Source organism: Rhodoferax ferrireducens (assembly GCF_049302455.1).
GTDB classification, from domain to species: domain Bacteria; phylum Pseudomonadota; class Gammaproteobacteria; order Burkholderiales; family Burkholderiaceae_C; genus Rhodoferax; species Rhodoferax ferrireducens_B.
Window position 1 is genome coordinate 1 of sequence record NZ_JBAQMD010000053.1, and the last position, 24093, is coordinate 24093.

23 protein-coding genes are annotated in these 24093 nt (G+C 61.2%); 9 read left to right on the forward strand and 14 right to left on the reverse strand.

Translation table 11 applies throughout. From position 1 onward, the window contains the following. Positions 1-127 precede the first annotated feature (127 nt). The 4 genes from WA157_RS09510 to WA157_RS09525 all read right to left on the reverse strand — a co-directional run bounded on the left by WA157_RS09510 (position 128) and on the right by WA157_RS09525 (position 3958). Positions 128-1111: a sensor domain-containing diguanylate cyclase gene (locus WA157_RS09510; protein ID WP_422620711.1), complete on the reverse strand. Its 984-nt coding sequence runs from the start codon at positions 1109-1111 to the stop codon at positions 128-130. A gap of 8 nt (positions 1112-1119) precedes the next feature. After that, complete coding sequence (locus tag WA157_RS09515) at positions 1120-1548, reverse strand: hypothetical protein (protein ID WP_422620712.1); 429 nt, start codon at positions 1546-1548, stop codon at positions 1120-1122. Between the two features lie 152 nt (positions 1549-1700). Continuing rightward, positions 1701-2918, reverse strand: coding sequence for a GGDEF domain-containing protein (locus WA157_RS09520; RefSeq protein ID WP_422620713.1), 1218 nt, complete (start codon positions 2916-2918; stop codon positions 1701-1703). Positions 2919-2935: 17 nt separating this feature from the next. After that, on the reverse strand, positions 2936-3958 hold the full coding sequence (locus WA157_RS09525) for an ABC transporter substrate-binding protein (RefSeq protein ID WP_422620714.1): 1023 nt from the start codon (positions 3956-3958) through the stop codon (positions 2936-2938). A 187-nt stretch (positions 3959-4145) separates the two neighbouring features. Between WA157_RS09525 and WA157_RS09530 the strand changes: the two genes are divergently transcribed. The 6 genes from WA157_RS09530 (at position 4146) to WA157_RS09555 (ending at position 8950) form a co-directional block, all read left to right on the forward strand. Beyond that, positions 4146-4937, forward strand: a complete 792-nt coding sequence (locus tag WA157_RS09530) for an SDR family oxidoreductase (RefSeq protein WP_422620715.1) — start codon at positions 4146-4148, stop codon at positions 4935-4937. Positions 4938-4939: 2 nt separating this feature from the next. Next, positions 4940-5380, forward strand: coding sequence for a PaaI family thioesterase (locus WA157_RS09535; protein WP_422620716.1), 441 nt, complete (start codon positions 4940-4942; stop codon positions 5378-5380). Positions 5381-5476: 96 nt separating this feature from the next. Continuing rightward, positions 5477-6493 (forward strand): NADP-dependent oxidoreductase, encoded by a 1017-nt coding sequence (locus WA157_RS09540; protein ID WP_422620717.1) that lies wholly within the window; start codon positions 5477-5479, stop codon positions 6491-6493. 74 nt (positions 6494-6567) lie between these two features. After that, entirely contained in the window at positions 6568-7509 is a 942-nt protein-coding gene (locus tag WA157_RS09545; protein WP_422620718.1) for a glutathione S-transferase family protein, read from the forward strand. Beyond that, positions 7506-8000 (forward strand): GNAT family N-acetyltransferase, encoded by a 495-nt coding sequence (locus WA157_RS09550; protein ID WP_422620719.1) that lies wholly within the window; start codon positions 7506-7508, stop codon positions 7998-8000. Before WA157_RS09545 ends, WA157_RS09550 begins: the two co-directional genes overlap by 4 nt. A gap of 47 nt (positions 8001-8047) precedes the next feature. Further along, the gene (locus tag WA157_RS09555) at positions 8048-8950 is read left to right on the forward strand and encodes an SDR family oxidoreductase (protein ID WP_422620720.1); all 903 of its coding nucleotides are present in this window, start codon (positions 8048-8050) and stop codon (positions 8948-8950) included. A gap of 207 nt (positions 8951-9157) precedes the next feature. On the opposite strand, the gene WA157_RS09560 is transcribed toward WA157_RS09555, so the two are convergent. Together WA157_RS09560 and WA157_RS09565 are read right to left on the reverse strand one after the other, a co-directional pair. Then, positions 9158-10144 (reverse strand): IS110 family transposase, encoded by a 987-nt coding sequence (locus WA157_RS09560; RefSeq protein WP_422620721.1) that lies wholly within the window; start codon positions 10142-10144, stop codon positions 9158-9160. 379 nt (positions 10145-10523) lie between these two features. Next, positions 10524-11423: a D-amino acid aminotransferase gene (locus WA157_RS09565; RefSeq protein ID WP_422620722.1), complete on the reverse strand. Its 900-nt coding sequence runs from the start codon at positions 11421-11423 to the stop codon at positions 10524-10526. 106 nt (positions 11424-11529) lie between these two features. Here WA157_RS09565 and WA157_RS09570 point away from each other — a divergent pair, with 106 nt between their 5' ends. Beyond that, a complete protein-coding gene (locus WA157_RS09570; RefSeq protein ID WP_422620723.1) occupies positions 11530-12405 on the forward strand; it encodes a MurR/RpiR family transcriptional regulator in 876 nt (291 codons plus the stop codon). A gap of 42 nt (positions 12406-12447) precedes the next feature. Continuing rightward, a complete protein-coding gene (locus tag WA157_RS09575; protein WP_422620724.1) occupies positions 12448-13821 on the forward strand; it encodes an aspartate aminotransferase family protein in 1374 nt (457 codons plus the stop codon). Between the two features lie 30 nt (positions 13822-13851). Here the strand turns inward: WA157_RS09575 and WA157_RS09580 are convergent, their stop codons facing one another. The 3 genes from WA157_RS09580 to WA157_RS09590 are packed head-to-tail and all read right to left on the reverse strand — an operon-like array spanning position 13852 to position 18158. Then, positions 13852-14532 carry an aspartate/glutamate racemase family protein gene (locus WA157_RS09580; RefSeq protein WP_422620725.1) on the reverse strand — a complete coding sequence of 227 codons (681 nt, stop codon included), beginning with the start codon at positions 14530-14532 and terminating at the stop codon, positions 13852-13854. A 3-nt stretch (positions 14533-14535) separates the two neighbouring features. Next, a complete protein-coding gene (locus WA157_RS09585; RefSeq protein WP_422620726.1) occupies positions 14536-17133 on the reverse strand; it encodes a TRAP transporter permease in 2598 nt (865 codons plus the stop codon). Positions 17134-17183: 50 nt separating this feature from the next. Continuing rightward, complete coding sequence (locus WA157_RS09590; protein WP_422620727.1) at positions 17184-18158, reverse strand: TAXI family TRAP transporter solute-binding subunit; 975 nt, start codon at positions 18156-18158, stop codon at positions 17184-17186. Positions 18159-18395: 237 nt separating this feature from the next. Here WA157_RS09590 and hemH point away from each other — a divergent pair, with 237 nt between their 5' ends. Beyond that, positions 18396-19505 (forward strand): ferrochelatase, encoded by a 1110-nt coding sequence (hemH, locus tag WA157_RS09595; protein ID WP_422620728.1) that lies wholly within the window; start codon positions 18396-18398, stop codon positions 19503-19505. A gap of 156 nt (positions 19506-19661) precedes the next feature. Here the strand turns inward: hemH and pap are convergent, their stop codons facing one another. The 5 genes from pap to WA157_RS09620 all read right to left on the reverse strand — a co-directional run bounded on the left by pap (position 19662) and on the right by WA157_RS09620 (position 24072). Beyond that, positions 19662-21227 carry a polyphosphate:AMP phosphotransferase gene (gene pap, locus WA157_RS09600; RefSeq protein WP_422620729.1) on the reverse strand — a complete coding sequence of 522 codons (1566 nt, stop codon included), beginning with the start codon at positions 21225-21227 and terminating at the stop codon, positions 19662-19664. 11 nt (positions 21228-21238) lie between these two features. Next, positions 21239-21805 carry a restriction endonuclease gene (locus tag WA157_RS09605; RefSeq protein WP_422620730.1) on the reverse strand — a complete coding sequence of 189 codons (567 nt, stop codon included), beginning with the start codon at positions 21803-21805 and terminating at the stop codon, positions 21239-21241. Positions 21806-21878: 73 nt separating this feature from the next. Continuing rightward, positions 21879-22700, reverse strand: coding sequence for an NYN domain-containing protein (locus tag WA157_RS09610; protein WP_422620731.1), 822 nt, complete (start codon positions 22698-22700; stop codon positions 21879-21881). Positions 22701-22765: 65 nt separating this feature from the next. After that, positions 22766-23311, reverse strand: coding sequence for a universal stress protein (locus WA157_RS09615; protein ID WP_422620732.1), 546 nt, complete (start codon positions 23309-23311; stop codon positions 22766-22768). Between the two features lie 5 nt (positions 23312-23316). Continuing rightward, positions 23317-24072: a Crp/Fnr family transcriptional regulator gene (locus WA157_RS09620; protein WP_422620733.1), complete on the reverse strand. Its 756-nt coding sequence runs from the start codon at positions 24070-24072 to the stop codon at positions 23317-23319. Positions 24073-24093 lie beyond the last annotated feature (21 nt).

Consider the following 24093-nt stretch of genomic DNA (forward strand, 5'->3'; position numbering starts at 1 on the left):
TGTTGGCTTTGCAGGAAAAAGGAGGCGACGAGTCCGAGCGGCAGATAGGTTTAGGCAAAAAATGATCTGTGCTTGAAGTTTAGGCAGGCCATTTTTTGAAAAAATGGGGTTTCCGGTCAGGCACTAACTAATTCCCGTTAAAACCCTGCACGTTGTTTCTTCCGGCCTGCTTGGCTTTGTAAAGCGCGTTGTCGGCGTTATTCATCAGTTGCTCGAAGGACAGGGCGGTGCCCTCCAGGGTGGCCACGCCGATGCTGACGGTAAACGTGACATGGGCACCTTCATCGTTCGCAAGCACATGCTGTGCAGCCACCGTGTGGCACAGCGACTCGGCCAGAACGCGGGCACTGGCGTGATTGGTTTCGGGCAACACGATGACAAACTCTTCCCCGCCGACGCGGGCGGCGGTGTCCAGGCCACTTCGGGTGCGGGTACGGCATGCGTCGGCCACGGCACAGATCACGCGGTCGCCGATCAGATGGCCCCAGGCGTCGTTGACGCTTTTGAACAAATCAATATCCACCATCAATAGTGAAAGTGAATGACTAAAGCGCTCGGCCCGCTTGCATTCCTTGTCCCCCAGTTCCATCAACGTGCGCCGATTGGCCAACCCGGTGAGGGAATCGCAGGCGGCGAGTAACTCCAGTGCGGCGTTGCAATTCTGGAGCAAGGCGTTTTGCTCGGCCAGTTGGTGGTTGATCTGCGCGATCTCGTCTTCCTTGCGTTTTCTGTCGTCGATATTGAAGGTCACGCCAATAAATCGCCTGCCTGGGGTATCGCTGTCACCGTCCATGACTTTGCCGTAGTTGGCATACCAGATCCACGTACCGTTTTTGGCGCGCAGCCTGAATTCGCAACAGTATTGGGGTGTCCGGCCCGACAGGTGGTCATCCACGGCGTTCTTGACCGTCATGACATCGTCCGGATGAAAGAGCTGAAAGATCTCGTCCACGTAAGCGGCCATTTCGTGCTCGCTGTAGCCCAGCTCCGACAGGGTTTTCATGGCCTTTCGTGTCACCTCACCGGTCAGCAGATTGTTCTCCCACAGGTCCAGACCGGCGGCCTCCAGTGCCAGCTCCAGCCGTTCCTTGTTGAGGTCCGCTTCGCCCATGGTGTGGGTCAGGCCGAGGGCATCGCGCCAGCGTAGCCCATATTGCGTAGCAGTCCGGCAAACGACGCCACGACGCCCGGCGACTGATACAGCTGGGGAGCGGCAGTCACCTGGATGATGCTGACCGTGTTGCCGGTGCTTTTGCCGGTAGCTGCATCGAAATACGCCGTCAGATCGTCACGGGCGTTGGAGAAGCCCTGCCCCGTGCTTTCCGAGTAATAGCAGATCGAATCGGGCGCGATGGTGTTGGGCACTGCACGCCCGGCGCCGTCACCGTTCACCACCCAAAGTGCCCCCGTACCACGCCAGCCGCTGTCCGCCAACTGTTGAAGAATCGCGAGGGCATCCTGGTAGCTGCCACCGCCACCGCTGGCAAGCACCGCGGCGCCTGCGGCAATGAAGTGAAAATCTGCCATCCCATACTCAAATGCGCTCATTGGTTTCCTCCTGATTGTGTGAGACACGACACGCCTCGCAGGGTTCGTATCAAACTGTAACAGGAAGAGGGCGCCTGCAATCGGGTCCGCCCCCTAATTCACTCAAGCAACGTCTGACGAACGGGCTCTTGCAGCACTGAGATCCGGCTGGGTCAGCCCTGGCAAGATAGAACCACGCGGTTGCGGCCCTGGTGCTTGGCGTCATACAGAGCCACATCGGCTTCGTTCAGCATGTGCGCACGGTCACCTGCAGGGCTGGGGGTGCCTGCTGCCACGCCCAGGCTGATCGTCACCACGCTGGCGACTGGTGAACTGGCATGGGGCATCTGCTCGGCGCGAATGGCGGCCAGGATCGACTCAGCTGTTTCTTGCGCCTGCGTCAACGAAGCACCTGGCATGACCACCACAAATTCCTCACCGCCATAACGGGCCGCCAGTTCACCAGCGCGTCTGACCGTGGCCCGCAGCACCTCGCCCACGCGCCGCAGGCAATCATCTCCCTGCTGGTGCCCATAGTGGTCGTTATAGGTCTTGAAGTGGTCCACGTCCATCATGATCACCGCCAGCGGCGTCGCCTGGCGCAGTGCGCGCTGCCATTCCTCGGCCCAATACTTGTCAAAACGGCGGCGGTTGGCCAGGCCGGTCAGCCCATCGGTGGTGCTCAGGGTTTCCAACTGGCTGTTGGCGGCCTGCAACTCGGCGGTGCGCAGTCGGACCTTCTCTTCCAACGCCTCATTGGCCGCAGTGACCTCCCCACGCAAGCGCACCTGCTCGGCCAATTCGGCCTGCAGACGGCGGGAATAGCGCCAACCCGCCCACAGCAGCAGCACGACAGCCGCCAGTCGCAACAGCAGCGTGACCTGGCGAAGCTGGGCTTGCTGCCGGGCGATGTTGGCAAGCTCAATGGTCAGGGCGCCGACGGCCGATTCACTGTTGATTTCATAAATCTTCAGCGCCATGACGTAATCTCCGCCCAGCAAGGCCTTGTAGGCGGTATCCCACTGCTCGTCCCGCATGTGCACAAAAACCTGGCTCTCTTGTGCACGCAAGGCGCGCTGCTCGTCACGCAGTGCCAGGATTTCACCCGCCAGTGTCATGTGCTGTGTGAGCGCCTGGACCTCCTGCATGGTGGCCTCCAGCTTGGTGTGCAGCGAGTTGTAGCTGGCCGCACGCAGGCTGTTTTTCTCGATCACAGCCGTGGACATCACACTGGTCAGCGACTGGTTCAGTCGGACCATGCGCTCCAGTCCGGTCTGTATCCGCAGGTTCTGCTCGTGCATCTGCTCGTTCCTGATGTCAGCGTAGAGCCCGACCCCGATGGTGAGCAACAAAATGGCCACCGCAATGTGGAGGCTGCCGAGAAAACGCATGCTTGTCTCGGGGGGGGTCAGTTGAGGACCTTGTCAGCCCTGGCCATCAACTCGGGCGGTATCGTGACACCCTGGGCTCTGGCCGCGCGGGTGTTGATGACCAGGCTGAATACTTCCACCGGGCCCCATGGCACGTCGCCGGGCCTGATGCCTTTGAGGACCAGCGCCGCCTTTCTTCCGGCCGAGTAGCCGACCAGAAAATAGTCGAGGCCATAGGCCATGACGGCGCCACGCACGACACTGTCGACATCGCCTGCAAAAAGGGCAATCTTGTGCTGATCGCACACACGGGCAATGGCGTCCAGCTTGGCCGCCGTGGTGTTGTCCGAGGTCAGTGTGATGGCTTGAACCCTGCCTGCCAGCCAGGCCGCCGCCTGCCCGACTTCCTCGCTGTTGTCCACGGTCGCCTCCACCAGGGTGAGACCCAGATTATTGGCGGCCTCTCTCATGGCCCGGATGTGAGACAGTGAATTGCTTTCCTTGGGGTTGTAGAGCGTGCCCCAGGTTTTGGCCTGCGGAACAGCCCTCGCGTAGGTCTCAAACTGCAGCCGCACCGGCCACAGGTCGCTCACGCCAGTGACGTGCGTACCTGTTTTTTGGCCCGCTGCACTGTCGCTCGGCACAATCTCTGCCAGCACCGGGTCCGTGACGGATGAAAAGACCACCGGAATGCGGGTGCCAGTGCGCATCACCGCCTGGGTTGTCGGCGTGGCAATGGCATGGATCAGGTCCACTTTCTCTGACACAAACTCGCGCGCAATGGTGTCGGCGGCGGCCAGATCGCCCTCGGCGTTGCGGCGGATGTAGATCACGTTCACCCCTTCCTTGAAACCGGAAGTGGCCAGGCCCACTTCGAAGCCTTTTTCGTCGGCATCCAGCGCGGCATGCGACACGATTTGGGTCACGCCAATGCGAAACACTTTTTGCCCCTGCGCCATGGCGGCTGCCGGAGCCAGCGCAGCGGCAGCCATCAGCCCAAGAAACACTAGGCGTGGCGTTCGGGAGCGGCCGTGGCTTGGCAGATTTTTCAAGGGGGTCATGGCGGTATCCTCACAGGCACAGAGACAGGCAACGGCCCCTATCATTGCACAGAGGCGTCGCAGCAAGCCATGCTATCGCCCGAGCGACAGCATTCATGGGGCAACGGGGTAAATTCCTGCAAAATAGCTTTTTAGCGTGCGTCGGCCCAGCGCGATGCGACTCAATGACAATAAACAGGAGACCCACATGACCCGTACCATCCAACAACTTTTCGACATCAAAGGCAAGACCGCCCTGGTCACTGGCGGCTCTCGCGGCTTGGGGCTGCAGATGGCGCATGCGCTGGGCGAAGCCGGCGCGCGCATCATGCTCAGCGCGCGCAAGGCCGATGAGCTGGAGCAGGCCACCGCCGAGTTGCAGGCTGCGGGTATTGACGCTCGCTGGGTCGCGGCCGATTGCGCCAAAGAGGCCGATATTCACCGTTTGGCGGACGAGACGCTGCAGCGCATGGGTGACGTTGACATTTTGGTCAACAACGCGGGCGCGGCGTGGGGCGCACCCGCCGAAGATCATCCGATTGAGGCCTGGGACAAGGTGATGAACCTCAACGTGCGCGGCTACTTTATCTTGAGCCAGGTGATCGCTAAAAAGAGCATGATTGCGCGCCGCTCGGGACGCATCATCAACGTGGCCTCGATCGCCGGGCTGGGCGGCAATCCGCCCGAGATGACCACCATTGCCTACAACACCTCAAAAGGGGCGGTCATCAATTTCACGCGGGCGCTGGCGGCCGAATGGGGCAAATACAACATCAACGTCAACGCCATCTGCCCGGGGTTTTTCCCGAGCAAGATGACCGCCGGCACCCTGGCAGCCCTGGGTGAGGAAAAACTGGCGGCCGGTGCGCCTTTGAAACGCCTGGGCGACGATGAAGACTTGAAAGGCTTGTGCCTGCTGTTTGCCAGCGATGCCGGCAAGCACATTACCGGCCAGTGGCTGGCGGTGGACGGCGGTGTCAGCGTGGTGATCGGCGGCTGAGCATGGATTTCGGCGTCAGCATCCCCTTTGTCGAGCACCTGGGCTTTGAGCTGCGGCTGTATGAGGGAGGCTTGTCCGAGCTGCGCTACACGCCGCGTCCGGAGCACTTGAATTCGTTCAACGTCACCCACGGCGGCGCCCTCATGACCTTGCTGGATGTGACCATGGCGGTGGCGGCGCGCAGTGTGCAGCAGGACATGGGCGCCGTCACCATCGAGATGAAAACCAGCTTCATGCAACCGGCGGTTGGGGCGCTCACGGCCAAAGGTCACTTGATGCACCGCACCGCCACCATGGCTTTCACCGAAGGCACGGTGTTTGACGAACAGGGCAGGGCGTGCGCTCATGCCACTGGCACGTTCAAGTTTGTGCGCCGCCTGCCCACCGGGCCGAAGAGCGCGCAGGGGTTGAATGCTCCCGTCGGCGTCATTGCCACCGATTGATATCTCGTCTCAAATTTATAACAAATTGGGCTCTAGCCCCCGTAGATGCTGCGTAAGCAGCTACATAATTAATAGTAATTTCAGCAGGAGCAGCGTATGCCAACGAACCAGCAAATCCATCTCGTCAGCCGCCCCAGCGGCGAGGCGCTTGCCAGCAACTTCAAGCTGATCGTCAGCGAGACCCCCGCGCTGCAGGATGGCCAGGTGCTGGTGCGTCATCACTTCCTGAGTCTGGACCCCTATATGCGTGGCCGCATGAACGACGCGAAAAGCTACACCGCGCCGCAAGCCTTGAATGAAGTGATGGGCGGCGGCACGGTGGGCGAGGTGGTGGAGTCCAAAAACCCGAAATTTGTCGTCGGCGACAAGGTGGTGGGCATGGGCGGCTGGCAGCAGTACAGCGTGGTCGACGCCAACCAGTTGGGCGCGCTGCGCAAGGTCGATACCACCCTTATTCCGCTGAGCGCCTACCTGGGCGCGGTCGGCATGCCGGGCGTGACGGCCTGGTATGGCCTGGTCAAAATTATCGAGCCGAAAGCGGGCGAAACCATGGTGGTGAGCGCCGCCACGGGCGCCGTAGGCAGTGCGTTTGCGGCCTTGAGCAAAGCACGCGGCTGCCGCACCGTCGGCATTGCGGGTGGCCCCGAAAAATGCAGGTACGCGCTTGACGAACTGGGCTTTGACGCCTGTATCGACTACAAACTGCACCAGGATGCGGCCTCGCTGTCCAAAGCCCTCAAGGACGCCTGCCCGGATGGTGTGGATGGCTATTTTGAAAACGTCGGCGGCATGGTGCTTGACGCCGTGATCACCCGCATGAATGCCTTTGGCCGCATCGCGGTCTGCGGCATGATTGCCGGCTACGACGGCGCGCCACTGCCTTTGAGCTATCCGGCACTGATTCTGACCAACCGGCTCAAGGTACAAGGCTTCATCGTTAGCGAACACATGGAGGTCTGGCCCGAGGCGCTCAAAGAGCTGGGCACGCTGGTGGCCACCGGCAAGCTCAAACCCAGAGAGTCGATTGCGCAAGGCCTTGAAGCGGCTCCCGAGGCGTTTTTGGGCTTGCTCAAAGGCAAAAATTTTGGCAAGCAACTGGTCAAATTAGCCTGAGATCTTGCCGGACAGACCGTAGCCGCCCGCAGCGGGCAAGCTCTGTCCCCGACCGATCAACCGGAGCTTCCACCATGACAGACATCATTCTTCACCACTATCCCACCTCGCCGTTTTCAGAAAAAATCCGGCTCGTGCTGAGCTACAAACAACTGGCCTGGAAGTCGGTCATCATCCCGTCCGTCAGCCCGAAGCCCGATGTGCTGGCGCTCACCGGCGGCTATCGCAAGACACCGTTCCTGCAGATCGGCTCCGACGTCTACTGCGATACCGCCCTGATCTGCGACGTGCTCGAACACCGCCAGCCTGAGCCCACCCTGTACCCGGCGCCGCACAAGGGGCTGGCGCGGGTGCTGGCGCAATGGGCTGACAGCACCCTGTTCTGGGCGGCGATGGCTTACACGCTGCAACCCAAGGGGGCGGCGGCTCTGTTTGAAGGCGTGCCGCCCGAGGCGGCCAAGGCCTTTGGCGCGGACCGGGCCGCCATGAGCGCGGGCATGACCCGCCTGCGCCCGGGTGACGCCAGCGCCGCCTACAAGTCCTACTTGCGGCGCATCGCGAACATGCTCCATGGTCAGGATTTTTTGCTCGGCAACGCGCCCTGCGTGGCCGACTTTGCCGCCTACCACCCCTTGTGGTTCACGCGCAAGGTGGTGCCGGTGATGGCGGGCATTCTGGACGCCACACCCGTCGTGCTGGCCTGGATGGACCGAATGGCGGCGCTCGGGCACGGCCGTATGGAAAAGTTTTCTGCTGCAGAATCAATAGCGTTATGTTCAGCATCGACGGGGGCTACAGCCCTAAAAGACTCCATGTTTGAGGATGAACACGGCATTCCTCTGGGCAGCCGTGTCACGGTGGCGGCGGAAAGCTTTGGCACCGATGTCACCGAGGGCGAGCTGATCGCCGCCACCCGCACCCACTACAGCCTGCGCCGGGTTGATGCACGCGCGGGCACGGTGCAGGTGCACTTTCCGCGCATTGGCTATGTGCTCAAGGCGGTTTTGCCCGCATGAGCCAACAGGCCGCGCTGCACTGGCAATGGTCGAGTTTTGCCGACCTGAGCGGCACCGACTTGTACGAGCTGCTGCAACTGCGCAGCGCGGTGTTCGTGGTGGAACAAAACTGTGTCTTTCAGGACCTGGACGGGGCTGACGCACAAGCCATGCACTTGCTCGGCTTTGCGGCCCAGTCCAGCGCCGGGTCCGTTGCCCAGCCGCAGCCGGCGCTGCTGGCCTATGCGCGCTGCTTTCCCCCGGGTGTCAAGTTTGCCGAGGCCAGCATTGGCCGCGTGCTGACGGCCCCGGGCGTTCGCGGCAGCGGGCTTGGGCACGCGCTGATGGACCGGGCTGTCACAGCGCTCTGCATGCAGTGGGGCGCGCAGCCGATCCGCATTGGCGCCCAGGCGCAACTGGCCGGTTTTTACGCGGGCCATGGTTTTGTCGACCAGGGCCGGCCTTATATCGAAGACGGCATCGCGCATCTGGAAATGCTGCGAACGCCCTGATTTCATCTTGATGCTGATTGACCCGACCCCTATCTTGGAGATGCTTTGTGATCACTGATTTCAAAAACAAAACCGCCGTTTTGAGCGGCGCTGGTTCCGGCTTTGGTCTGGAATGCGCCCGCATCGGCGCCCGGCTGGGCATGAACCTGGTGCTGGCCGATGTGCAGCAGGATGCCCTTGACCGAGCCAGCGCCGAGATGCAGGCACTGGGCGCGCCGGTGCTGGCATTTCAACTTGACGTTGCCAAAGCAGCCCAGGTCGAAGCCTTGGGCCGGGCGGTGCAAGCGCGTTTTGGTGCGCCGCATCTGGTTTTTAACAACGCCGGTGTCGGCGCCGGTGGGCTGATCTGGGAGAACAGCGCGGCCGACTGGGAATGGGTGCTGGGCGTCAACCTGATGGGCGTCGCCCACGGTTTGCGCGTGTTCACGCCGATGATGCTCGACGCCGCCAAACAAGACCCGACCTACCGCGGTCATATTGTCAACACCGCCAGCATGGCCGGTTTGCTCAATGCACCCAATATGGGTGTCTACAACGCCAGCAAGCACGCCGTGGTGAGCATGAGCGAGACGTTGTACCAGGACCTGGCCCTGGTCACGGATCAAATCAGCGCCTCGGTGTTGTGCCCGTTTTTCGTGCCGACCGGCATCAGCCAGAGCCATCGCAACCGCCCGACGGACGCACCCACCGTCAAACCGACGCGCAGCCAGCTGATCGGGCAGGCCATGAGCGACAAGGCGGTGGGTTCGGGCAAGGTCAGTGCTGCCGATGTGGCTCAAAAAGTGTTCGACGCCGTGGCCACCCGGCAGTTCTACATCTACAGCCACCCCAAAGCACTGGCCTCGGTGCAGACCCGGCTGGAAGACATCATGCTGGGGCGCAACCCCACCGATCCCTTTGCGCTCAAGCCGGAGCTGGGGCAGGAGTTGAAGCAGGCCTTGCGGGCGTAGTGCACACGGCTTGATTCATTAATCTGGTGTTTGGCAACGTTTTTGTTCACTTGAGCGGTCTGTTCATAGCTTGCAGCCACTTCGAGGCCAGCGCGCAGTAAAGCGCTTATTTCCCACCTTAATAGACGCGGCCAAATGAGGCTCCCCTCTTTCGCCCGGCGGGGCGGGAGAGCAACTGTGTTTCAAGTCAAGCATTTTTAAACGTTTTTATGCCTGGACAGATCGTGGATAACCATAGTCAGCCTGCCAAGGCTGGCCGGATTTAATGATGGCATTGATGATCGTGAGCAGCTTATGCATACAGGCCACCAGCGCAACTTTGGGCAGCTTTCCCGCGCTGCGCAGGCGTTGATAAAACACCTTGACCACCGGGTTGTAGCGCACCGCGCTGAGGCTGGCCATGTACAAGGCAGCACGCACGTCAGCTCGCCCACCCCAGGTCGTGCGTTTGCCGCGCATCTTGCCACTATCGCGATTCAAGGGCGCCACCCCCACGAGCTTGCCAATCTCACGGCTGCTGAGCTGGCCCAGCTCGGGCAGCGCAGCCATCAGTGTCGCTTGCGTGGCAACACCAACGCCTTTGAGGCCCTTGAGCAAATCAAGCTTGGCTCGAAAGTGCTCGTCCAGGTTGCCTTCGATGTCATCGTCAATTTTCTTGAGTTGCGCATTGATCACCTTGAGCACCGACTCAATGCTTTTGCGCTGCGAGCGGTGCGCACTGGCCAGTCGGTTGCCCTCGGCCACGCGCATGGCAATGAGTTGCGAGCGCCGTGTCACCAACGCATGCAGTGTGTCTTGCTCCGCGCTGGGTACTTTCAACAGCAATTTGTCTCGCTTGTCGCTGTTGGACAGGGTGTACGCAAAGTGTGCCAGCGCCTGCGCATCACTCTTGTCGGTCTTGCTCAGATAGCCCAGCGACTTGGCAAAGTCGTGGGCCTGCCTGGGGTTGACCACCATCACCGCATAGCCGTCCAGGCAAAGCTGCAAGGCCGCATGGCGTTCCAAACCACCGGTGGCCTCCAGCAAGACTACCGCCACCCGGTCCCGGATCTTTGCCAGCCACGCCAGCAATGCCTTTACGCCCGGCTCGCTATTGGCAAATTGCTCAGCCTTGGTACTGCCTCGAAGCGCCACGTCCAGCGTAGCTTTGGAGACATCAATGCCTATAAAAATCTGTTCAGAAGAAGCACTCATATAGTCCATCCTTGCAAATTCGAGGTCCAAAATATGGCCAACCAGCAACTGTTCGGTCTTACACAAGTGGCAAGCTATCCACGCCAAAAGCTCTCCCACGAATTGCGAACTCAGAGGGGCAACAGGCTGTGAATAACTCCCCAAAACAAATTTCATTAACTTGCTCCAACCTCCCTGTTATCAGCATACAAGGGGTTGGGGGAGTGAGCGGGGAAAAAATAACTTTGACAAACAAAGCCGCAAAAGCCCAGCCGTCCCCAAATCAGCAATCAGCAATCAGCAATCAGCAATCAGCAATCAGCAATTGAATTCGACCTGAAACAAGCCGGCCCATCTTCGCACCCGAACCCTCGTTCAGCGATGGCCAGACGCCGCGCAATCAGGCGGTGGGCGTCTGCCGCGACTGCGCCTTGGCTTCGCTGTAACCCGCGTACAGTTGCGCATAGACGGGACCGGGCTTGCCCTGGCCCACTGGCTTGCCGTCCAGCGTTGTCACCGGCAACACCTCCTTGGTCGCAGACGACAGCAGCAGTTCGTCGGCGTTCCTCACTTCTTCACGGCTCACGCGACGCAGCTCAAAAGGAATACCGCGGGCACGGCAGATGTCTTCAATCAAGCGGTAACGAATGCCTTCGAGCACCAGGTTGTCTTTGGGCGTGCCCAGCACCTTGCCGTCTTTGACAACCCAGACGTTGCTGGCCGCCGCTTCGCTCAAAAAGCCGTCGCGGAACATGATGGTCTCCGTCGCGTCGGCGTCAAAGCTGATCTGGCGCGCCAACACCGAGCCCAGCAGGCTGGTGCTTTTGATGTGGGCTTTTTCCCAGCGGAAATCATCCGCCGTCACGCAGGCCACGCCCTGGCTGCGCATCGCATCGCTGGGGAGCTTCATGGCATTGATCATGACGAACACGGTGGGCGTGATGTCGGTCGGCATGACATGGTCGCGCATGGCGACACCGCGGGTGATCTGGATGTAGATCAGTTGATCAATGTTTTGGACGCTAGCCCCCGTGGAATTGGCATGAGTAGCTATTAATTTATGAGCAATTTCAGCCCACTGGGCAGGTGTCAACGGATTGGCAATACGCAACTCGGCCAGGCTGCGGTCGAGCCGTGCCATGTGCTGGGCAAAGCGGAACAACTGGCCGCCATACACCGGCACCACTTCATAGACGCCGTCGCCAAAAATGAAGCCACGGTCCATGACGCTGATTTTGGCATTGGGGAGTTCGGTGAACTCGCCGTTGAGGTAACAAGGCAGGGGGGGTAGAGTGTTCATGATTGAATTATCCATGGGTGGCGTCCTAAGTAAAAAAATTTATGCCGGACGTGAAACAATTGTTTCTATACTACTTAAATAGTTTAATTGTTTCAAGAGTCTGATTTTGCCTTACCGCCACCTGACCCAATTGCTGGACAGCAGTTTTGACAGCCTGAGCCCTGAGTTGCAGCGGGCCGCCCGGTGGCTGCAGGCGCACCCAGCCGAATTGGGCCTGCAATCCATGCGTCAATCCGCGCTGGCGGCGGGTGTGGCGCCTGCCACCATGACGCGCCTGGCCCGTGCCTTGGGGCTGGACGGCTTTGAGGCCATGCGACGGCCGTCGATGGTGGCGTTTGCCGAGTCCGTCGCGCGCACGGCCCACCCCGCCAGCGCCGCACGTCCCGACTCGGCCACAGAGGCTGTCGACCAGTTGGCGCAGGCGCAAGCGGGCAATTTGAAGTCGGTGCGCAGCCGCAACAGCGCGCAGCAGTTGCACGCGGCGGCCCAGGCCATTCTGGATGCGCGAGAGGTGCTTTTTTTGGGCTTGCGCGCCAGCTTCTGCATCGCCTACCACCTGCATTACACCTGCGACTGGCTGCGCCCCAACACCCGGCTCGCCACCGATGCGGGCGGTGCCTGGGCCGACCAGGTACTGGCACTGGCGCCGGGCGACCTGCTGGTGGTGGTGAGCCAGGCCCCCTACACGCGCCAGATCGTGGAGGCTGCCCAGCAGGCCCATGCCCGTGGCGTGCCGGTGCTGGCGCTGACCGACAGCAGCCTGTCGCCACTGGCGCGGCTGGCGCAGCAGACCGTGCTGTTTGACACGGCATCACCCTCGTTCTTTCATTCAATGATCGGTGCCCAGGCCCTGGCCGAGACGCTCATGGACTGCGTCGCCGAGCAGGGCGGCACCGCCGTGGTGCAGCGGCTGGCACAGCGCCAGCAGGGGCTGCAGGCAGCGCGCGCCTATTGGGAAAAAAAGCCACCCCGGCAGGTATGAAAGCCTCGTTTTTTTATTCACATTTTCAACCGGAACAACACCATGAACACGCCTGACAAAGCCACCCGCCCAAGCGCATTCAACCCCGACACCACCCATGTGTTTCACCGCCAGTTGCACCACAATCTGCCGGTGGCGGTGTCGGGCAAAGGCATCACCCTGCTTGATGCCAGCGGCAAAACTTACCTGGATGCCTGTGGTGGTGCCGCCGTGTCCTGCCTCGGTCACGGCCACCCGGATGTGCTGGCGGCCATGCACGCCCAGATCGACCGGCTGGCCTACGCCCATACCAGCTTCTTTACCACCGAAGTGGCCGAGGAGCTGGCCGACGTGCTGATCGAATCGGCACCGGCTGGCATGAGCCACGTCTACTTCGTCAGCGGTGGCTCGGAGGCCATGGAAGCCGCGCTCAAGATGGCGCGCCAGTATTTCGTCGAGATCGGCCAGCCGCAGCGCCGCCATTTCGTGGCCCGCCGTCAGAGTTACCACGGCAACACCCTGGGCGCGCTGGCCGTGGGTGGCAACGAATGGCGCCGGGCCCAGTTTCAGCCCTTGTTGATGGATGTCGCCCACGTCGCCCCCTGTTACGAGTACCGCGACCGGGCGCCCAACGAGACGCCCGAAGCCTACGGCCAGCGGCTGGTGGCTGAGCTGGCGCAGACCTTCGAGCGGCTCGGACCGGAAAACGTCATGGCCTTTGTGGCCGAAACGGTAGGCGGCGCCACCGCGGGTGTGCTCACATCGGTGCCGGGCTATTTCAAGGCGATTCGTGAACTGTGTGACCGCCACGGCATTTTGCTCATCCTGGATGAAGTCATGTGTGGCATGGGCCGCACCGGCACCCTGCACGCCTGCGAGCAGGAAGGCGTGGTGCCGGATTTGCTGGCGATTGCCAAGGGCCTGGGTGGCGGCTACCAGCCGATTGGCGCGGTACTGGCCCAGAAGAAGCTGGTGGATGTTTTCAAAAACGGCAGCGGCCTGTTCCAGCACGGCCACACCTACCTGGGTCACGCCGTCGCCTGCGCGGCCGCGCTGGCCGTGCAGCGGGTGATCCAGCGCGACGGCCTGGTCGCGCAGGTCCAGGCGCGCGGTCAGACGCTGCAGGGCCTGCTGCAACAGGCGTTTGCCGCGCACCCCCATGTGGGCGATATTCGGGGTCGGGGCTTGTTCTGGGGGCTGGAGCTGGTGGCGGATCGGTCCAGCAAACAGTGGTTTGACCCGGCGCTCAAGCTGCACGCCCGCATCAAGCGTGAGGCAATGGCGCTGGGCCTGATGGTGTACCCGATGGGTGGGACGGTCGATGGTCGTTGCGGCGACCACATTCTGCTGGCGCCTGCGTTTATAACGAGCGAGGACGAACTCGCGCTCATCGTCGAGCGCCTTGCCCAGGCGATCAAAGCCGCCGTGCCCGCCTGACGCCAGGTCAAAAAAACCCGGGGTCAATGGTCACGGGCTGGGCGCGAATCCGTTCAAGCGGCGCTTCAACTCGGCCACGGCACTGTCGACCGTGCTCAGCACCGGCAAGCCGGTACTGCGTTCCACCAGCGACTTCGCTCGCGCCATGCTGAACTGGGCGAGTGCAATCACCTCGCAACCACGGGCCGCCAGCTTGAGGGCAGCCGCTGCGATCAACTGATCGTGCCGTTCGCCATTGCCATCGTTCAAGGCCGCAAGTGCGCCCTCTGCCAGCAGGCATTCGAGCGTGACATCAGGCGGAAACTCAGCTGGCATCGACTCGAGGGTCGGGGCGAAAGTGGCAACCAAGCCCACGCGCCGGCCCAATGCTGAGGCACCCTGGATCATCGCTTCGTTGGGTTTGAGCACCGGCACCGATGGATGCAGGCGTGCTATCTCTTCAATGCACGGTCCGAAGGCCGAACAAGTGAACAGGATCGCATCACTGCCACAGTCCAGCGCATATTGGGCCAGGCATTGAAAGCGCATATGCATGGCGGCATCCAGGCCGCGCCCGCTCGCCGCCAAGTCTGCGGACAGGCTGTCGTCGAGCAAGTTCATGCGAGTGGCATCGGGCCAGTCGCGGGCCATGACCTCATTGATGGGCTCGACTGACAGCGCGAGCGCATGAATCAACGCGATCCGTGGGCGATTCGCCACCGTGGCGTTCATGCCTCAGCTCACTGCGGCGTGAGCCCGCAAAATGGGTGGCTCGGGGCGCCTGCGCTGGACGAAGTAGACCGCCGCCACGAGCAGCATGGCCGGCAGATACAACCAACGCTTGTCTATGCGATCGGCTGGCAATTCCACGCCACTGACCTTGAATCCTTGCTCAAATCCAGCCTTGTCAGCACCACTCTTGAGGTTCACGGACATGATCTCGACACCCGTGGGCGTGCTCATCACGGTCATGCCGGCGTTCCTGATGCGCTGCATGCCGTCGCCTTCCGCACTCAAGGGCAGCAGAACCGTCTTTTTGACTTCCTTGCCTTCCAGGGTTGTCCCCTCGATGCGCACCCGCAGCCCCAAGCCAGGGGTACCGGCGCCAGCTAACTCGACGAGCCGGCTGCCATCTTCAACACGGTATTTTTCTGTCACCTGGTCCAGCCAGAAACCGGGGCGCAGCAAGGTGAAAGTCACCAGCAACATCACGGCTGACTCGTACCAGCGGTTGCGCCGGATGAACCAGCCCTGCGTGGCAGCCGCAAAAACCAGCATCGCGATGATCGCCGTGCATACCGTCAGCACCAGGCCCCACCAGGATTGGATGCCGATCAGCAGCAAGTCGGTATTGAAGATGAACATGAAGGGCAGGATGCCCGTGCGGATGCTGTAGAAGAACGCCGTGATGCCGGTCTGGATCGGGTCGGCCTTGGCAATCGCGGCGGCCGCGAACGAGGCCAGGCCGACCGGTGGCGTCACATCGGCCATCAAGCCAAAGTAAAAGACAAACATGTGCGCCGCCACCAGGGGCACCACCAGGCCGTTTTGCGAGCCGAGTTCAACGATCACCGGCGCCATCAGGGTTGACACAATGATGTAGCTCGCGGTGGTGGGCATGCCCATGCCGAGAATCAGGCAGACCACCGCCACCAGCGCCAGCATGCCGATCAGGCTGCCGGCTGAAATGACTTCCACCAGATCAGTCATGACCAGACCCAGCCCGGTCACCGACACGGTACCGACGATGATGCCGGCGCAAGCGGTGGCAATACCGATGCCGATCATGTTGCGCGCGCCGAGTTGCAGACCCTCAATGAGGTCTTTCCAGCCGTCCTTGACCCGCGACAAGGGCTTGGCCTGGCCCCGAAAGTAGGCCAGCAGGGATTTTTGCGTCAACAAAATCACCACCAGCGAAAGGGACGCGTAAAACGCCGACAACCCCGGTGACAGCTCCTCCACCAGCAGCGACCAGATCAGCAGCACCACCGGCAGCAGGTAATGCAGACCGGCCAAAAAGGTTTCCTTGACGGGGGGCAATTCCAGCATCTCGGCGTCGGGGTCATCAATGGTCAGGTCGGGCTCTTTGGACACTTGCCGCACGATCGCGACATAAGCCACGACGATGGCGGGCACGATGACCCAGAGGGCAGCGCTGCCGAGCAAGGTTTTGATCCAGCCCAAGCCGTAGTACACGGCATTGGCCAGCAAGACTGCGCTGCAGATCGTGATGCCAAAACCAACCAGGCGCCCCATGCGGGTTGAACCCTTGGCGCGCGGCATGCCGTGGATGCCCATCTTGAGGGCTTCCAGGTGCGCAATATAGAACAGGGCAATGTAGGAAATGGCGGCGGGCAGGATGGCGTTTCTGACAATCTCGGAGTACGGCACGCCGACATATTCCGCCATCAAGAAGGCCGCTGCACCCATGACCGGCGGCATGATCTGGCCGTCGACACCGGCGGCGGTTTCGATCGCGCCGGCCTTGTGCGCCGGATAGCCCACCCGCTTCATCAGCGGAATGGTGAAGGTGCCACAGGTCACCACGTTGGCCACCGAGGAGCCGGAGATCATGCCCATCAGGCCCGACGACACCACGGCCGCTTTGGCGGGACCGCCGCGCATGTGGCCCAGCAGGGCGTAGGCCACTTTGATGAAATAACTGCCGGCGCCGGCTTTTTCCAGCAAGCCGCCAAACAGAACGAACAAGAAGATATAGCTCGACGACACCCCGAGCGCGACACCAAATACGCCTTCGGTCGTCAGCCAATAGTGCGAGACGGCCTTGGACAGCGAAACCCCCTTGTGCGCCACGGCATCGGGCATGTAGGGGCCGGCAAAAGCAAAGCTCAGCATCAGTACCGCAATGATGGCCATGGGCGGGCCGACGACGCGTCGCGTCGCTTCCAGCAACAGCAGCACACCCGCTACGGCCACCACCATATCGACCAGGGTCGGTTGGCCCGGACGCGTGGACAGTTCACGATAAAACAAAAAAATGTAGGCGGCGCAGAAGGCCGCCACCGCAGCCAGCACCCAGTCTGCCGCCGGCACCACGGTGCGTGATGAACGCTTGCCAAACGGATAGGCCAGAAAGGCCAGGAACAGTGCCAACGCCAGATGCAGCGCGCGCATCTCGGTGTCGTTGAGCACAAATATGCGCAGCGCAAAGGGCAGCGGTGAGGCATACCAAAGCTGCAATAGCGACCATCCGATGCAGACGACAAAAAGGAGAACCTGGACCGCACCGACTGGCTTTCGGCCACCTAGATCAGCTTCTTGAACGAGTTGTTGCAGGTCCACAGGTGGATGAGTTGAGGTTGGTGCTGTCATGGGGTTCTCACGGGATAGTGCTTGGTAGAAAGAATGAAGGCTGGCGCTGTTTACTTGATCCAGCCCTTTTCACGGTAATAACGGGCAGCACCTTCATGCAGCGGCGCGCTCAGGCCGTCCACAACCATGTGCTTGGGGTCGAGGTTGGCAAACGCGGGGTGCAGCTTCTTGAATTCGTCGAAGTTGTCGAACACCGCCTTGGTGATGGTGTACACCGTGTCCGCAGGCACCTTGGAGGAGGTGACCAGGGTCGCCAGCACGCCATAGGTCTTGGTGGGTTGCGGGTTGTTGGAGTACATGCCGCCGGGGATGGTGGCGTAGGCCAAATAGGCGTTTTTCTTGATCAGGGCGTCAATCGCCGGGCCGGTGATTGGCACCAATTGAGCGCCGCAGGCGGTCGTCGGGTCCTGGATATTGGCCGAAGGATGGCCCACACCATAGATGAAACCGTCGATCTTGTTGTCGCACAGGGCCGCGCCATGTTCGTCGGCCTTGAGTTCGGAAGCCAGGGAAAAGTCGGACACCTTCATGTTCGTGGCGACCAGCAAGTCATCCACTGCAGCGCGGGTGCCGGAGCCGGGATTGCCGACATTCAGGCGCTTACCTTTGAAGTCGGTGAAGTTCTTCACGTTCGCGTCCTTGCGCGCCACCAGGGTGAAGGGTTCAGGGTGAACCGAGAACACCGCGCGCATGTCGGCATAGGGTTCCTTGAAGGCACCCACGCCCTTGTAGCCCTGGTATTGCACGTCAGACTGGGCCATCCCGAAATCGAGCTCGCCAACCTTGATGGTGTTGACGTTGTAGCCGGAGCCGCCGGTGGACTCGACCGAGCAACGCAAATTGGTTTTGGCCCGGTCTTTGTTGACCAGGCGGCAAATGGCGCCGCCGACGGCGTAATAAACGCCTGTCACACCACCGGTGCCGATGGTGACAAATTTCTGCTGGGCCAATGACGTTGCAGGCATCAAGGCGGCGGTCATGGCCATACCAGCGCTCAGGGCGCACAACACATACTTATTACGCATTTCAGTTACTCCAGGTTGTAAAACTAACTCTCACACTGCCGCTCTCGCGGCATCCATCGCCAAGCTCAGGCGAGTGGCAGGGATTATCAGCCCTGTTTCGCTGCCAATGAAGGGGGCGCCCACAATGCACGGCCTCTTTTGCGGTGGATCAAACCCTGCCCGCGAATGTCACCAACCTGAGCCGCGGCTTACAGGTGGCCAGTCAATCACAAAAAAAAAGTACGCGAGAATAGCTTGATGTCTTTGCTCAAACTCTCCCCCTTCGCCCCCGAGCCCCCGTTCAGCCACGGCCAGGCGCCACGCACCGCCGTGCTGTACTGCAACCTCGGCACACCCGACACCCCCACCACACCAGATGTACGGCGTTTTTTAAGCGAGTTTTTGAGCGACCCGCGCGTGGTCGAGATACCGCGCCTGCTCTGGCTGCTGATCCTGCACGCCATCATCCTGCGTGTGCGCCCGGCCAAATCGGCCGCCAAGTACGCCAGCGTCTGGCTGCCCGAGGGCTCGCCACTCAAGGTCTGGACCGAAAAGCAGGCCAAGCTGCTGCAAGGCTGGCTGGCCCAGCGCGGCCACCAGGTGCAGGTGCGCTACGCCATGCGTTATGGCAGCACGTCGATCGCCGAACAACTCGATGCGCTCAAGGCCGCAGGTACCACCCGGGTACTGATTCTGCCGGCCTACCCGCAATACTCCGCCACCACCACGGCCAGCCTGTTTGACGCGGTCTACGCCTGGGCCGGCCAGGTACGCGCCATCCCCGAGCTGCGCTTTGTCAACCATTACCACGACGACGCCCGCTACATTGCCGCGCTGGCCATGAGCATTCAGCGTCACTGGAAAAGCCATGGCCGCCCGGATCAACTGGTGATGAGTTTTCACGGCGTGCCCGAACGGACCCTGCAACTGGGCGACCCCTACCACTGTGAGTGCCGCAAGACCGCGCGCCTGCTGGCCGAACAACTGGGCTTGAGCCAAGAGCAGTTCAAGGTCACGTATCAATCGCGTCTGGGCCGCGCCAGGTGGTTGCAGCCCTACACCGAACCGAGCCTGATCGCCATGGGCAAAGCAGGCGTCAAACGCGTCGACGTGGTGTGCCCGGCCTTCACCAGCGACTGCCTGGAAACACTGGAAGAAATCAACATGGAAGGCCGCGCCGCCTTCCTGCAGGCCGGCGGCAAAGAGTTTCATTTCATCCCCTGCCTGAACGACGACCCGGAGTGGATCACCGCACTGTGTGAGATCACGCAGCAGCACCTGGCGGGCTGGCCAACGCAGGCCGCACCGGATGCACCCCAGCTGGCAGCGTCACGCGCGGCGGCGCTGGCCTTGGGCGCCAGGCAGTAAGCCGGCGTCCTGCCCGCCAGTGCGCTCACGCTGGCGGATAGCTATTATTGTGATAGCTACTCACCGTTATTCAACGGGGGCTAGAGGCCAGTTTTATATAAATTATTCGAGCGCAAGAGACGTCATGCGGGCCGTGAATCAGAAGCCTGATCAAACTCACTTGGCCGACTTTTTGCCGGCGTTCTTGTGCTTGGCGGGTTTGTCCGCCTTCTGGCGACCGGCTGCGGCGTCCACTTGCGGCGCGTTGTCAAATTCGGCCTGCAGGCGTTCACACAGCGTGCGCAAGATTTTGATGCGCGCATAGTTTTTGTCATTCGCCTCCACCAGGGTCCAGGGCGCGTTGCCGGTGCTGGTGCGCTCCACCATGTCGCAAATCGCCTGCTGGTAGGCGTCCCATTTGTCGCGGTTGCGCCAGTCTTCCTCGGTGATCTTGAAGCGCTTGAATTCAACCTGCTCGCGCGCCTTGAAGCGTTCAAGTTGCTCCGCCTGACTGATCTGCAGCCAGAACTTGACCACCACCACCCCGGCCTCGGCCATCTCATGCTCAAAGTCATTGATCTCGGTGTAAGCGCGCAGCCAGTCGTGTTCCGCGCAAAGGCCCTCCACCCGCTCCACCAGCACCCGGCCGTACCAGGTGCGGTCAAAAATAGTCGCATGGCCGTGGCGCGGCAGGTGGCGCCAAAAGCGCCACAGATGCGGTTGTGCCCGCTCTTCATCGGTCGGCGCCGCCACCGCAATCACCTGGAATTGCCGCGCGTCCAGGGCGCCTGCAATGCGCCGGATGGCACCGCCTTTGCCAGCGGCGTCCGCGCCCTCAAACGCGCAGACCAGCGAGCGGCCCTTGAAGCGCGCATCGCGCATCAGCTCGGCTAGGCGCCCCTGCCAGCGCGCCAGCTCGCGCTCATAAGGCTTGTCGGCCAGCTGCAGGCCCAGATCAAGCTGCGAGAGCACATTGCGGCCGTCGGTATCGACCCGCACCATCGGCGCCACCGGTGACTCTTGAGGCTCAGTGTCAGCCAGGCGACTTTTCAACGCGGCCAACAAGACCTGGCCTACGGTGAGCGAGCGGTAGCGATCATCAGCCCCCTCCACCACCACCCAGGGCGCCCACGGCGTGTTGGTGATGCGCAGCAAATGGCCCGCCACGTCTTGCAACTTATCGTAGGTTTTGAGACGGTCCCAGTTCCATTGCGTCACGCGCCAGGCGGTTTTGGGGTCGGCCTCCAGCGCCTTGAGCCGGTCTTTCTGCCCCTGCTTGGTCAAGTGAAACCAGAACTTGAGCACCAGCGCGCCTTCATTGACCAGCATGGCCTCAAAACGGTTGATCTGTTCGGCCCGGGCATCCAGTTCCTTGAGGGAGATGTCACCCTGAATGCGTTCGCGAATCGGGTCCGAATACCAGGAACCGGCAAAGATGCCGATGCGGCCCTTGGGCGGCAACTGGCGCCAGTAACGCCACATCGGCGGGCGTTCGCGCTCCTCATCGGTGGGCTCGGAAAATGCCAGCGTGGCCATGAAGCGCGGGTCCATCCACTCATACAGCACATTGATGGTTTCACCTTTGCCGGCGCCGTCCTGGCCGCTGATCAGCACCAGCACCGGAATCTTTTTGCCCGCGTACAAATCCACCTGCGCTTCGAGCAAGGCCGCGCGCAACAACGGCACCGCCTCGCGGTAGGCGGCTTTGCCAATCTTGTGCCCGATTTCTGCCGATTCAAACATCAAGCTGCTCCCTATGGCATGAGCAACTGCGCCAGTTCAGTGAGGGTCATCAAATGGATGCCCTGCGCTTTGGCAAAGCGCTGCGCGCTGTCGCTCACGGGTGCCAGACTGATAAAGGTGCTGGCGCTGGCGCCCAGCGTCGCCTGGGCTGACGCCAGCTCCTGCAAAGGCTGCACGCCGGTGTTGGCCGCCTTCCAGCGCTTGCAGCTGAGCAGCGTGATGCGTGCGTCCTTGAGCAACTGAAGATCAGCCCCCGGGTGGCTGAGCCGCGTGACGACATAACCCTGGCGCTGAAAAGCCGCCTCGATCAGCGCAGAGAAGTCGCGCCACGACATCGCGGCAGCTTGCCCAAGCAGCTCGGCCACGCGCGCCGGGTTGGGCGCGTGCCGCTGGCGCCAGGCCGCCAACAGTGCGATGCCAAAAAACGGCAGCGCACCCATCATGCCAAACGGCACATAGGCGGCAGGCAACAGTGCGCCAGACGCCAACACAATCACGGCCACCACCAGCAGGCTGACCCACCACGGCGCGCGCAGCAGGATCGCAAACAGCGAGTTTTCGGGCATCTTCAATTTCATGGGTTTCTCACTCAGTTCCTGCTATTTCTTTGGTTGATCGACAGAGCAGCGCAACACCGGCGCGAGCGCGCCTTCAGCGCAGACGGATCACCTGGTCAAAATCGCCTTTGCGAATCTCGACCAGCGCCTCCAGCGCCTTCACCATGGCGGAGAAGCTGGCGTAGCCATGGTCTTTGGTGTCAAAAGTGGGGTCCAGCCGTTTGATCATGGGCCAGATCGACCCCTTGTTGACCCAGGCATCACCCTGGGTTTCGGCCAGCAGGCGAATAGCGCGCTTGAAGATCTCGGCGGCGGCATTCACCGGCTCGGGCAGCCCACCTGGCACCAGCGCATCCGAGGGCAAGCCATCCATGGCGGCGGCGGGCGTTTCCACCAGGTTTTCGTAGTAACGGAACTCATGGCAGCTCTTGGCCCAATGCCGGTTGGTCGATTTGCGCGCACCCACACCAATCAGCGTGCGCCCGGCCGCCTTGATCTTTTGCGACACCGGCATGAAGTCGCTGTCGCCGCCCACGATCACGATGGTGCCGATATGGCCAAAGCGGCTGATGTCCTCCACCGCGTCCAGGCAGAGCTTGATGTCGGCGCCGTTTTTGGCCGACGCACCGGGTGAAAACAACTGAATCAGTTCCACCGCGCCCTGCAGCAGGGCATCGCGGTAACGGCCAAAATATTGCCAGTTGCAGTAGGCGCGGTTGATGGCAATCGGGCCGAAAGACGCCGCCAGCTCCACAATCGCCTGCACGTCCACCAATGGCTCCTGCGCCTTGAAGCGCCCATCGGGCTTGTTGTAAGCCCCCTCACCGAAGCGCGCCTCGCACAGGCTGGCGTGCAGGTTCTCGAAGTCCCAATAAAGCGCGACTGACTTGTTTTCTTCTCTGTCACTTCTGCTCAAGATGTTTTCCTGGTGATGGCGGGTGGACCGATGCTAACCGGCACCACATCTTGACAGCCGACAGATCAGGGTTCGATGGCGTTTTGACGCATCAATTCTTCCGCGCGGGCTATTTCTTCGTCCGTCGGATGGTCCACCATGACGGGCACATGGGCCTGGGTCAAAGTCTTGAGTGCGACACTGCCCAAAAAAGCGCGGGACAAACCGCCCCGCCCGTGCGAACCCATAAAGATCATGCTGCAGTGCTCGCGTTGGGCGAGCTCCACAATGGCTTGTGCCGTATTGCCATTGAATTCAATTCGCGTCGCCACTGGCACGCCCTGCTTGGCGCCCACATCGGCCACCAAGGCCAGATACCTTTCTGCGACGGCTCGGCACTGCGTCTCGTAATCTGCCTCCGAAGGGTACTCAAACGGAATACCACCGACATATACCGGGTACTGGTAAACCGGTATCGAATTGAAGGCAACAATGCTCGCCTGCAGGCGCTGTGCAAACTCCACCGCCTTGAGCGCCGCCGCCATCGACAGGGCCGAGCCATCGGTCGGAACCAGAATGGATTCGACTTTGGGACTGTCCCTTGGCAACGTCACCACATTGCTGACAGCCATGATCTCTAATGCTCAAATTTGCGCAGCGCTTCCAGCGAGAGGATTTTGATTTCACGCCGTTCCACGGCAATGATGCCCAGATGATCGAGTGCCGAAAAGGCTCGGCTCACCGTCTCCAGCGTCACATTGAGGTGGTTGCCGATGTCGCGCCGCGTCATGGGCAAAGTGAAGCGATTGGGCGAGTAGCCCATGGTGTTGAAGCGTTCTGACTGGATGCGTAAAAACCGCGCCACGCGCGCTTCAGACTTGGTTGAATGGTAGGAGGAATAGGCCGACTGCTCCTGAACAATCTCGCGGCTGATGGCCCAATAGGCCATGCGCTCGATGTCGTTGCAGCTGCGCCCGGGTGAAAACAGCTCACTGGAGGGAATCTTGATCAGGTCGCAGTCGGTCAAGGCCGTCACCTCGCTCAGGTACTTGTTCTTGCAGACACCATCAAAACCCAGCAGGTCGCCCTTCATGGGGAAGGCCAGCACATGCTCGGCGCCATCCACGTGGGTCATCGTTGTTTTTAGCGCGCCCAGGCGAACCACATAAAGCCCGTCAAACACCTGACCCATGCTCAAGGCGGTCTGGCCCGCCTTGAGGCGCCGCCGCCGGAACAGACTGGTGTCATTGAGCCCGTGCAAATGACCATCAAAGCGCAACAGGCTCAGCACCTCAGGGAAGTCCGACCAGCGCTCGTCGCTTTCGAGTTTGAGCGCAGGTTGATGGAAAGAGTTATCCCAGCGAGCTGTGCTCGGTAATGTCTGAACATTCATCATGTTGTTGCTCTCTTGCTG